The organism is Pseudoduganella sp. RAF53_2, from assembly GCF_052113985.1.
Taxonomy (GTDB): Bacteria; Pseudomonadota; Gammaproteobacteria; order Burkholderiales; family Burkholderiaceae_D; genus Rugamonas.
Window position 1 is genome coordinate 16,556 of sequence record NZ_JBFRDW010000006.1, and the last position, 11,408, is coordinate 27,963.

10 protein-coding genes are annotated in these 11,408 nt (G+C 64.4%); 2 read left to right on the forward strand and 8 right to left on the reverse strand.

All coding sequences use genetic code 11. The features are described 5' to 3' along the window. A complete protein-coding gene (locus AB4Z11_RS00875; RefSeq protein ID WP_442021977.1) occupies positions 1 to 813 on the reverse strand; it encodes a TIM barrel protein in 813 nt (270 codons plus the stop codon). After that, positions 810 to 1,643 carry a phytanoyl-CoA dioxygenase family protein gene (locus AB4Z11_RS00880; RefSeq protein WP_442021979.1) on the reverse strand — a complete coding sequence of 278 codons (834 nt, stop codon included), beginning with the start codon at positions 1,641 to 1,643 and terminating at the stop codon, positions 810 to 812. The genes AB4Z11_RS00875 and AB4Z11_RS00880 overlap by 4 nt, the downstream gene beginning before the upstream one ends. 104 nt (positions 1,644 to 1,747) lie before the next feature. Here AB4Z11_RS00880 and AB4Z11_RS00885 point away from each other — a divergent pair, with 104 nt between their 5' ends. Next, positions 1,748 to 2,674: a LysR family transcriptional regulator gene (locus tag AB4Z11_RS00885; protein ID WP_442021981.1), complete on the forward strand. Its 927-nt coding sequence runs from the start codon at positions 1,748 to 1,750 to the stop codon at positions 2,672 to 2,674. Here AB4Z11_RS00885 and AB4Z11_RS00890 read toward each other — a convergent pair. The 4 genes from AB4Z11_RS00890 to AB4Z11_RS00905 form a co-directional block, all read right to left on the reverse strand. Beyond that, the gene (locus tag AB4Z11_RS00890) at positions 2,654 to 3,286 is read right to left on the reverse strand and encodes a hypothetical protein (RefSeq protein ID WP_442021983.1); all 633 of its coding nucleotides are present in this window, start codon (positions 3,284 to 3,286) and stop codon (positions 2,654 to 2,656) included. The genes AB4Z11_RS00885 and AB4Z11_RS00890 overlap by 21 nt on opposite strands. A 68-nt stretch (positions 3,287 to 3,354) precedes the next feature. Beyond that, positions 3,355 to 4,611 (reverse strand): hypothetical protein, encoded by a 1,257-nt coding sequence (locus tag AB4Z11_RS00895; RefSeq protein ID WP_442021985.1) that lies wholly within the window; start codon positions 4,609 to 4,611, stop codon positions 3,355 to 3,357. Positions 4,612 to 4,655: 44 nt separating this feature from the next. Next, a complete protein-coding gene (locus AB4Z11_RS00900; protein WP_442021987.1) occupies positions 4,656 to 7,778 on the reverse strand; it encodes an ATP-binding protein in 3,123 nt (1,040 codons plus the stop codon). Positions 7,779 to 7,808: 30 nt separating this feature from the next. Then, complete coding sequence (locus tag AB4Z11_RS00905; protein ID WP_442021989.1) at positions 7,809 to 8,834, reverse strand: hypothetical protein; 1,026 nt, start codon at positions 8,832 to 8,834, stop codon at positions 7,809 to 7,811. 136 nt (positions 8,835 to 8,970) lie between these two features. On the opposite strand from AB4Z11_RS00905, the gene AB4Z11_RS00910 reads away from it, so the two are divergent. Then, positions 8,971 to 9,429 carry a hypothetical protein gene (locus AB4Z11_RS00910; RefSeq protein WP_442021991.1) on the forward strand — a complete coding sequence of 153 codons (459 nt, stop codon included), beginning with the start codon at positions 8,971 to 8,973 and terminating at the stop codon, positions 9,427 to 9,429. 4 nt (positions 9,430 to 9,433) lie between these two features. Here the strand turns inward: AB4Z11_RS00910 and AB4Z11_RS00915 are convergent, their stop codons facing one another. Together AB4Z11_RS00915 and AB4Z11_RS00920 are read right to left on the reverse strand one after the other, a co-directional pair. Continuing rightward, positions 9,434 to 10,354 carry a diguanylate cyclase domain-containing protein gene (locus AB4Z11_RS00915; RefSeq protein WP_442021993.1) on the reverse strand — a complete coding sequence of 307 codons (921 nt, stop codon included), beginning with the start codon at positions 10,352 to 10,354 and terminating at the stop codon, positions 9,434 to 9,436. After that, a partial coding sequence (locus AB4Z11_RS00920) for an Hpt domain-containing protein (RefSeq protein WP_442021995.1) occupies positions 10,351 to 11,408 on the reverse strand: 1,058 nt, incomplete at its 5' end. The genes AB4Z11_RS00920 and AB4Z11_RS00915, both read right to left, overlap by 4 nt.

Consider the following 11,408-nt stretch of genomic DNA (forward strand, 5'->3'; position numbering starts at 1 on the left):
TTAGTAGCGCTCGCGCAGCAGTTTCAGCATGGCGACGTTGAGCTCCCATGCATTCGTTACCGGCTCCTGCGTATACGGCAGGTTGAAGGTATAAGGCGCCGGGCCGAATTCCGGCGTCATCGTCATGATCTCCGCGCCGTCTGCGCGGCGCAGCTCAATGATCCGATCCCACCAGGACAGGTGCGCCGCCAGTTCGCCCGCAAATTCAGGCGCCCTGAAGTCCGCCACCTGCGGGCCTTGCGCATGCCCCACACGCGCATGGATGTGACGCACGCGCGGCAGCGTGCGCGCCAGCGTTTCCGGCTGATCCTGCAGCAGCGACTCGCAGGCCACGCACCAATGCGACAGATCGGCATTCAGCATCAGCCTTGGCAAGCRCTCCAGATAAGGCAGCAGGAGCATCGGGTGCCCGCTGAAGCGGCTGCGGTGGATCTCATGAACGATGGGCACGCCATGCTCCTGCGAGATGGCGTCGGCCAGAGCGATCAGTTCCTCGTTCTGTTGAGGCGAATAGAAGTCCTTGCCGGTATGCGAGTTCACCAGGCGTGGCTTGACGGCGCAGGCATTGTGCAGCAGCTCCGCCAGGGCGCGTTTGTGCGCCTCGAACTCGGTGTGGAAGACTGTCTCCCATTGGGCGACAATCAAATCCAGCCCTGCGGCGCGGATGCGCGATACCCAATCGTCGCGCTGCGCCACATCCAGCGGCAGCGACATTTCGATGCCGTCAAAGCCCGCTTCCAGTACGCGGCCAATGAACACATCGGCCGCCAGTTCATTGCTGCCCCAGTGCGGGGCGAAGATACGGACCTTCAAACGAAACCTCGCACCGGCAGGGTTGCATCGCGCTGAATCCAGTTCTGCGGCGAATATTCAGTACGGCCATCGGTCACGTGCAGGGTGTAAGCGTGACGCGATACCGACGAGCGGTTAGGCGCCGAGTAGTGCGGCAGCAGACCATGGAAGCACACCAGCGAACCGGCCTTGCATTCGAGCGGGACGGCGGTGGCGTCGGTCGGCCAGGGCATGCTGTCCAGCTTTTCCATGCGTACTTCATCGCCATTGCGCACGAAGCGTTCGCGCAGCGGCGTGCGATGGCCACCGGGTTCCGCCCACATGCAGCCGTTTTCCAGCGTCGCGTCTTCCAGCGCAAACCAGAACGTGGTCACGCTGATTGGGGTGGTTTCGAAATACGTCGCGTCCTGGTGCCAGCGCACTTCGCCGCCAATGCCGGGCTGCTTGAAGATGTACATGGATTGCCAGACTTGCGGCTGGTCCAGGCCCAGGTCGCGCGCCACTTGCTCCAGGCGCGGATCGGACGTGAAAGCGCGGAAGCCGGGATCAAGGTCGTGCATGGCATGGCCGATCTTGTTGATGGACAGTTCCTTGGCCTGTTTCAGCTGGCCGTCGGCGCCGAAAGCCTCTTCCTCGAAGAAGCAGCGGATGGTGTTATCCGAAGCGAGGAAGTAGTCATCGGCCTTCTGGTCCTTGGTCGTGAACACGCCTTGCGCCACGGCCGGGTCGAAGTCATTGACGATCTGCGCCGCGCGGGCGCGCAGGGCGCGGATTTCCTCGGCCGTCTTGAAATTCGGGATGATGATAAAGCCGTCCTTCTGGAACTGGGCTTTCTGCTCTGCGCTCAACATGATGCGGCTCCTTGTATTCGATGGAGTCATTGTAGGGATTTGATTCGCGCCGATCTACAGGCAAACCGTTGACACATTGTCTCCAAAATGGAGACAATTAAGCCATGGACCAGCTCAAAGCAATGGAAATCTTCGTGGAAGTGGCGCGCCAGCGCAGCTTCAGCGGCGCCGCACGCCGCCTCGGCATCACGCGCGCCATGGTCAGCAAGAACGTGCTGGCGCTGGAGGAAAAGCTGAACGCGCGTCTGCTGCATCGCTCCACGCGCGACGTCAGCCTGACCGACGTGGGACAGGCTTATCTCGAACCGTGCGCGCTGGCCGTAGCGCAGGCGCAGGAAGCGGCGAGAGTGGTTACTCACGCCGGGATTGAACTGGCGGGGCCATTGCGCATCCAGGCCCCGTCCAGCTTCGGCAGCGAGTGGCTGGCCGACGCCGTGGCGCGATTCAGTCTGCCGCATCCGCAGCTCACGCCATCCCTGCACGTGGATGATGCGCTGCTCGATCCGATTGAACATGGCTTCGACCTGACCATCCGCGTTGGCGGCATTCCAGATTCACGCGCGTTGGCCATCCGTCCGCTCGCGCCATGCAAAGGTGTGCTGTGTGCCGCACCGTCGTATCTTGCACGCGCCGGACGCCCCGACACGCCGGAAGACCTGCACCGCCACCAGTGCCTGCACTTCAGCCACCTGACGGGCGGCATCGTCTGGCATTTCAAACGCGGCAAAGAAGAAACCACAGTGCGCATCACGCCGGCCTTCACTGCAAACAATGGCCTGGTGCTGCAGCACGCCGCCCTGCGCGGCCTCGGCATCGTCTACACCACCACTTTCCTCGCCTGGCGCGATATCCTCGAAGGCCGYCTCGTGCCCGTGCTCAGTGAGTGGTCACTGCCGCTGAATCACCTGAGCGCCCTCTATCCCGCCAGCCGCCAGCCATCCCCCAAGGTCCGCGCCTTGATCGATTTTCTGCTGGCCGAATACCAGCCCGTCCCGCCATGGGACAAAGCCTTAGCCGACGCGGGCTTTTGATGTGGCGCCAAAGACGCCCAGCGCGATCAGGCTGACAAGTGGAATGGCCATCAGCGCGACGAACTGCGTGCGCCTGGCGCCTGTGTAGCCCAGGCCACGGCACAGGCGGAGCATGCTGGCGACCATGACCGCGACGATCGGCAGCCAGGCGATAACGCTGGCGCCTGGGTCGAGGTGTTTTTGGACGACCAGGTAGATGCCGTGCAGGATCAGCGCGTCGATGGCGAGTTTTTGGCCGGCGGCCAGGTCGGCGTTGGCTTGTTGGGCCGTGCGGGCGCGATGCTGTTCAGCGCGGACAACCAGACCGGCGAGTGCGGCATCAGTGGCGGCGGCGACGTCGCGGGTGGCGCGGCCCTCGGCAGCATTAGCTGCGGCGCCGGCGGGCAGCGTTGATACGGTGCAGTTGCAGCCTGCGCCGTGCAGGGCGGCTTCGTATTTGCGGGCGTCGGCTTCGTTCAGGCCTTGCTTGAGGATGCGGCGCTTACCGTCCAAGATGGCGAGCATCTTTTCGGGCGGCTGCGTGAACAGCCGCGCCAGGCGGTGGGCCACGTCTTCAGCAACATGGCCATCTTGCAGGCCGGTCAGGGCAACTTGGAAGGATGCTGCGCTCATCGAACAAAACCGTGTGGTTAGTAAATACTAAATATTTTTAACCAAGTTTTGTTGTCTGTAAAGCAAAATCAAGCCTTGCAGCGTTTGCTGGGCAGGCGGCGTTTCAGCGTCATGGTGTGCGCGACGCTCATGCGCTCCAGCATATAGCCGTTCTCGGTGCGGCCGATGGCGTAATGCGTCGTCGCGTTGCCCTCGGTGACCAGCAGCTCGCCTTCTCCCAGTTCCCATTTACCGGCCTTGCCGTCGCTGCTGCGCATTGCGCCGCCTTCGTCAAGCGTCAGCGCGAAGTCGCCGAGGCGGCTGCTGATGTCCCATTCGCCCACCAGTTCGCAGGGGAAGGACATCTCCAGCGCGGCCAGCTGTTCTTCTTTTTCGCGATAGTGGCTGCTGACTGCGAAACAGGCGCCGATCACCACCAGCACGGCCACCACGGCCATCGCTACGCGTGGACGCGTGCCTTCCGGCATTCCGGCTTCGCGCGCCAGTACGGCCAGTTCGTCGGTGTCTGGTCCGAGCAGACCGACGCGGATGCCGTCATTTTTCAGCGCATTGCCCGATTTCCGGCTCATGACCAGCAGCACAACCAGGCCAATAAGGGGCACGAACTGCGACAGGAACAGCAGCACGCGCTTTATGCCGTTGATGCCCAGGCCGCGGCACATGCTGAGGAGGCCGGACAGCATCACCGCCGCCACCGCCAGCGCCGCAATAAAGCTGGGCAGCAGCGCCATATGTTTGTTCAGTCCAGCGAGGACACCGTTCAGCACAATCGATGCGATCACCAGCTTTTGTCCCGCGCCCATCCGGTACAGGGCGAGCTTGGCCTGGCGCTCGCGGAACTCTTCCGCCGACACGGCTGGTGCGGCGGCTCCGCGTGAGGCGCTGACCCGTGCGCCAACCGCAGCGGTGCCCGCCGAGAAGTTGCGGCCCATGCTGCCACCAGATGTGGCTGGCGGTGCCGCGGATTGCGCTGACGTTGCGGGAGCCGGCGCGCTTGCGGGGGCCGGTGCCGGCGATGCAGCCGGTGGCGCTACCGGCGCTGGAGTTTGCGCAGGCATTGATGAAGGCGAGGTCGCGGCCTGTGCCACGGCATCCGGCGCATACAGGCAGGTGCAGCCAGCCGCTTCCAGCGCGGCGATGTACTGGCGGGCAGCGGCTTCGCTCAAGCCTTTCTTCAACACGCGGCGCTTGCCATCGAGGATGGCCTGCATTTTTTCGGGCGGCTGTTTGAAAATGCCGGCGAGGCGGTGGGCGACGTCTTCGGCGGAATGGCCGTCACTTAATCCGGTCAGGGCGACGTGGAAGGAGCTGGGAGCGGACGTCATGGGAATGCAAACGAAGTTAGTAAATAAGCAAATTTTACCTAAGGTCAGTCCGCATTGCCAAGTAATCTCCAGAGTTGCTGGTGTTCCGCACGTTCCAGCATGTGGCGGATGCGTGGCGCCAATGCCGGATGGGTGGCCTCGATCGTCAGCAGCAGGTGGTCGATGCGATGGGTATTGAGGGTGGCGATGGCGTCGCGCAGTTCGGCGCGCAACCGGGCATTCATGGAGGACAGCTCGGCGCCGGTCGGCGTGGGCAAGGGCGTTTCGGGCGYGGCGGCGTCGGGGACCTCGATCGAAGTCGTGACTTCGCGCAGGAAGTGCAAGCCTAGCTGGCGCTCGATGGCGGCGAACAACTGGTCCTGCTCGATCGGCTTGCGGATGAATTCATCTGCGCCGCTGGCCAGTGCTTCGCGGCGTTCCGCTTCGAATGCACTGGCGCTTTGGATGACGATGCGCGGCTGGCGAATGCCTTGCTGCGCGCGAATGAAGCGCGTCAACGACAGGCCATCGCGCTTCGGCATGCGCCAGTCGGCCAGCACCAGATCGGGCTGCATGGCCAGCACGCGCGCGGCGCCATCTTCTCCATCGGCGGTTTCCATCGTCACAAAGCCCAGTGGCTCAAGCAGCCCTCGCAGCAGGGTGCGCGATTCGGTGCTGTCGTCGACGATGAGTACCACCTTGCCGCGCTCGTGGGCGGGCAGGCCCGCAACGCGCTCGGTGCGGCGCGCGGGCAGGGCGCTTTCATCGGCCAGCGTCGCGGCAATCGAGAAGGAGAAGGTACTGCCCGCGCCGGGCGACGATTCCAACGTTACTGCGCCGCCCATCAGGTGCACGTAATCGCGCACGATGGCCAGGCCAAGGCCAGTCCCGCTGTGCGCCTGCGCGCCAGCACCCTGCACGAAGGGATGGAAGATGCGTTCCTGGTCGTCGCCGCTGATGCCGGGACCCGTATCGCGTACAGCGAAATGCAGCAGCACGTGATGCGCGCCCGCCGCCTCGCTGCGGACGGACAAGGTCACACTGCCCTGCGTGGTGAACTTCACGGCGTTGGATAAAAGATTGAGCAGCACCTGCCGCAGCTTGGGGCCATCGGCCAGAACGGCATGCGGCGCATGCTCGCACTCGAGCAGCAGGGCGACGCCGGTCTGGCGGGCGCGCAGGCGTACCATGTCCAGCACCGTGGCGAACAGCTCCGACAGATCGACCGGCACGAGGTTCAGCTCCGCGCGTCCCGCCTCGATCTTGGACAGGTCGAGAATATCGTTGATCAGCGTAAGCAGATGATGTCCTGCACGGTTGATCATGCCCAGCTTGCCGCGCTGGTCTTCGCTGGTTTCGCGCTGGCCCGCCAGCAGGTCGGAAAAGCCGATTACCGCATTCAGCGGCGTGCGCAACTCGTGGCTCATATTCGACAGGAAAGCGCTCTTGGCCTGGTTCGCCGCTTCGGCATTGCGCAACGCGACCTTCAGTTCACGCGTACGTTCTTCCACCTGCTTCTCCAGGCCTTCGGACAGTTCGCGATAGCGCGCCTGGCTCTGCTCCAGCGACTTCTCGCGTGCCGCCAAAGCCCGCGCCATGGTCTGCAAATCATTGAAGGACTTCTGCAGCTGCGTGGCCATGTGGTTGAAGGCACGCGACAGTGCGCTCAGTTCATGCACACGGCCGACCGGTACTCGCTGGCCCATATCGCCGCCCGCGATGGCATGCGCGGCGCGCGCCATGCCGCGCACCGGACCTGTCACCAGCGCGGACAGCCAGATGGCCGCCAGAAGTGCCGCCAGCAGCGCCCACGCCAGCACCATGGCGGACTGGCTGTTACCGGTGCGGACGCCTTCGAGATAATAGGACTCCGGCATCACCGTGATGAGCACCCAGTCCGCACTGCCGTCGGGGCTGCGGTAAGGCGTGGCCTGGCTCATCCAGGTTTCGCGCGCCAGCGGTTTGCTGGTGACGACATCGAACTCGTACTGCATCGGTCTGGCCAGCGAGGCAAGCGGTCCGTTGGCATGGCGCAGTTCATTGATCGCGGTCTGTGCCACCTGCGTCGGCCCGGCCGATGACGCGAGAAGATTGCCATCGAGGCTGATGATGAAGGCCTGCCCATGCTTTACCACGGCCTGCGCCTTCAGCAGCGTGCTCACGCCTTCCAGTTGCAAGGCATGGCCGGACTGCCGTTCCGCCACAAGGTAATCATCCAGCTGCTGCCGGATATTGAAGGAGATCTCTTCATGCAGCCGGCTGGCCAGCTTGCCCGAACCCGATTCCGCGCTGCCCAGCGTCAGCCAGGCCGTGATGCCGATCGTCGCCAGCATCATCACGATTACCGGTGTGGCCAGCAGCATGCGCAGCGGCATGCCGGGCGTTTCGTCCCAGCGCAGCAGCTCGCGTTCATCGTGGGCATTGACCCATTTCCACTGGCTGCTGCCCAGTGGCCGCTCGCGCACATGGCCCGGAATCCCGGCCCAGAACATGTGATAGCGCCGTGCCAGCGGCAGCGCGAGCAGCATGGCCAGTGGCGCCAGAATCCAGGTGATGGCGGTGGTGAAGAACAGGGCGGAAGATACGCTGCGATAGGCCAGCGCCGGCGTGAACTGGGGCGAGGTGATGTAGCCCCACAGCTGCGGCTCGATCGCCATGAAGATGAACACGAACAGCGCGTAGCGTGCCCATACGCTGCTGCGGCGGAAGTCCGGATTGCGGCCGATCAGCTGGTGCGCCAGCCAGAAGCAGGCCGGGTTGATGAAGTAGCCGGGCAGCCAGTCCAGCAGGAAGGCCGGCGGCACGCCTTCGATCAGGTCGGACAGCCCGTAGGCAAAGGGCACAATCAGCAGGGCCGGATAGCCGAACAGCACCACGCACAGGAATACGGACAGGTCCTTCAGCGACTCGAAGGTCTGGGCGCCCGGCACCAGCACGATAAAGGAACCGATATAGCCCGTAACGAAAATGGATACGAAGGTGATGACGGCGCTGCTCATGGCCTTGCCGTTCCAGCTCTGGCGCATGCGGCCCAGGCCCCAGCGGCCGTCGGTGCCGAATACAAAGCCGCCGTAGGCACATAGCATCAAGGCGAATCCGAGCAGGTAGCCGAAGCGGCCCCAGACTTCCAGCAGGCCTAACGGAATGGCCGCAAAAACGGATTCAAGCCAGGTGATGGCAGCGTGCATAGTCTCCCTTCGAAAAGGGAGGCGCCGATATTACGCAGGCAGCCAGGCGCCGTCCCGGTAGATCTGATCGTCGTCCAGCCACACCGCTTCGGTGACTGCGAATACGTCCACATGATACCGCGCATCCTTGCGCTTGAACTGAGGCTTCTGATACTGCCCATGCTTGGCGCCCAGCGACAGGTGGATGCCGCACATGCGTTCGTAGGTGCCGATATCGTCCACCATGCGCTCGCGCGATAAGGCGCGGTTCATGCCGAAGCCCAGTTCGCGCACCCACACCTCGCCTTCGTGGGCGCGGATGATGGCCAGCATATTGTCGAATTCCGGCGTGCTGTTCTCGGCGCCGACCACGCGGCCTTTCTCGACGATCATGGTGATTGGCGTTTCAGGGCGGTTGACGTGGAAGGAAGTGTCGCCAAAAACAAACACTTTCACGCGGCCATTCACTGCTTCCAGGTCCTGCGCCTCGGTGAACACTTCGCCGATGGGGAACAGGCCGCCCGCGTTTTTCATGGCGCTGTAATCGCCGATATTCAGTTTGGCTTCTTCGAACGGGGATGCAAACACCAGGCGCTCGCCGCCGCTGTCCACCATGCCCGATTGCGCGCGGTCGATGCGCGCTTTCAGTGCATGGCCGGTGCCGCGGTAGTAGGCCGGATCGTAGGCCAGGGCGTCGATATAGATCAGGCCCTGATGTTCGGGCATGCGCGACAGGTGCAGGTGCTCAATCACCTTCAGGCCCTGCTTGAACAGCTCCATGCGGATGCGGTATTCGTTGAGGCGGAAGCTGGTGGTCTGGATCAGCACCACCAGGTCCCCGGCCTGCAGCGACGCGAAGGCATCCAGCACCTGCTGGGACTCCACGCTGTCGAAGTCGATGAAGCGGCCCTCCGGCAAGGCGCGGCGGTAGGCCTCCGTCAGCACCGCGTTGAGCGGGCTGCGGCGGTCATACACGACCAGGGCTTGTTGCGGGGCGGCGTGTTCAATGGCGTAGGTGAGCAGGTCGCGCACATTGCGCGCTGCCGTGTCGAAGGCGGCAGATGGAAAAGACATCATTTTGTCGTATAACGGAAGTACCGGCATTATACGCGGCCTCCAAGCTTGTCCCAGGGCAGGCTCCGGGGTAGAATCGGGAAAAATAGCCGGAAAGAAACATTGTTGCATGTCCGGCCCACCATAGTGCGGGGGAGCGATGGCTGTACAGTTTGGACAGGATTTGCCGCTGCAGCGGCCCGACAAGGAGGACAGCCGCGCCGCCTTGTTCGTGCCCACTGCCGCGATCAAGGAGGAAGTGCTGGCGGCCGTGCGCCTGGGCGCCGCCGTTGTCGGCTTCGGCAACCATGACCGCACCTTGACCATCTATTACGAGAGCAATCGCTTCAACGAACCGACCCTGCAGAAATGGGAGCACAAGGCGCGCAAGGCGTATGAGCGCCTGTTCGATAATCTGCCGACAACGTCCAAGATGGTCTGCAAGGCCGACTGGTTCGAGCAGGTCGGCTATATCAGCACCAAGGGCATCAGCATCCGCCGCCGCGATAGCCTGGATCGCTGGCTGACCCAATCCGACGCGATGGATTCCGCTCCCGAATCCGACACCGTGGCTTTCGCGCCGCCTCCACCACCCAAGAAGATCGTCGCCGACGATTGAGTCTTTACGCCGCGCCCGCGTCGCGCCAGTGCACGCGGTTTCTGCCGGCCTGCTTGGCCTGGTAGAGGTGAGTGTCGGCAGCTTCCAGTAAGTCATAGTCGGTTGCTTTGCCGCCCGGGAGATGGGTGGCGCCGCCGATGCTCACCGTCAGCATGGGCGCGGCGGCCGATGCGGCATGCGGGATATTCTGCTGCGCGATGGTGGCGCACAGCGTCTCCATCACGTGGCGCGCATGCACGGCGTCCGTACAGGGCAGCAGCAGCGCCAGTTCCTCGCCGCCGTAGCGCGCCGCCAGGTCGGCGGGACGGCGCATCAGGCCCGCCGCAGTGCGCGCCACGGCCCGCAGCACGCGGTCGCCGGCAGGATGGCCATACAGGTCGTTGTACTGCTTGAAGCAATCGATATCGAGCAGGGCCAGCGACAGCGGCTCTCCACTGCGTTGGGATCGCTGCCATTCCTGGGCAAACACGTCGTCGAAGCGGCGCCGGTTGGCGAGACTGGTCAGCGCGTCCACATTTGCCAGATGTTCCAGCATGCGGCGCTGGCGTACCAGCTGCAGGTGCAGCGCCACGCGCGCCATCACCACCACGGCGTTGAACGGTTTCGCGATGTAGTCGGAGGCGCCCATTTTCAGGCCGTTCGCTTCATCCTCAGGACGGTCAAGGCCGGAGATGAAGATCACCGAGATGTGTTCAGTGGCGGGATCGTCGCGCAGTTCGCGCAGGACTTCGTAGCCGTCCATGTCGGGCATGACGACGTCGAGCAGGATCAGGTCGGGCAGGTGGCGGCGCGCGCGCTCCAGCGTTTGCGCGCCGTTCTTGGCCAGCAGGACCGTGTACTCGGGCTTCAGGAGCTCGCCCAGCACCTGGCGGTTGATGGCATCGTCGTCCGCCACCAGGACTTTCTGCATCTCCGCGAGGTTCATACCTTCTCTCTCAGTTCGATGTCCAGCGCTTGGGCCAGTTCGGCCAGCGGGGATAAGGCCGCATCATACTCGATGTCTTCCACCGCTTGCCTCACCGCTGCCAGCGCAGCGTGCGCGGCCGGCGGTGCACCTGCCGGGAGTTTGTTTTGCAGGGTGGTCAGCGTGTCCTCGGCACGCGCGTCGTCGTTACGCAAACAGGTATCGAGGTGGCGCAGCAGCGGCGCGATGTCCGCCGCGCCAACCAGGCCAGCGCGCGCGGTCGCCGCCGCCGAGTGGCCTGGGACGGGCGCGTACGGACTCGCCTGCGCCGCGCGGTCGCGGGCGGTTGCGTCAGCGCCTTCGGTTGCAGCGCCGGTGACTGGAATCGCGCCAGCTGCGGTGCCTGCGCTGGTGGCGAGGCCGGCGCCTGGGCCGGCGCTGGCACCGGCGGAGCGCGTCGCGCCGTCATCCGGGCGCGCGCCGCTGAACGTGCCGGCGACGGCCTGCGGAACGAGTTGCGCGAGGCCGGTGAGCACGGTCTGCAGCGTGGCGGCCATGGCCGGCGCCAGCTCGGTCGCAGCATCGTTACGCCCATCGCGCAGCGCTTGCTCCAGAGTGTTTGCCTGCTCGGATAGTTCCGTTGCGCCGACATAGGCGGCGCTGGCCTTCAGGTTGTGAGCTAGAGTCTGTATCGGTTCGTAATCGCCACTGGCCAAGGCGGATTGCACGGTCTGCGGACCGGACGAATAGCCGCGCAGGAAGCTGCCTGCACGCTTCACCACCAGGTGATATTGATGGTCGGCCGTCGCCAGCGCGCGTTGCCAGTCGACGCCTGCGATGGCAGGCAGCGGCGTGACGTGCGCGTCCACCGCAGGCGGCGCCGCGCCGGCACCGGCCGGCCAGACGAACGTGACCGGCGAGCCAGGCTGGCTTGCACCTGAATTGGCACCGGYAGGCACAGCGCCGACATCGGCAGCGACCGCGGCGCCCGCAGGCATGGGTGCGGCGGCGGACACGCCTGAGCGCGCGGCCGGTGTGGCGGCCGGCGGCGGAGGCGCGGAGGCCGGGGTGGCAG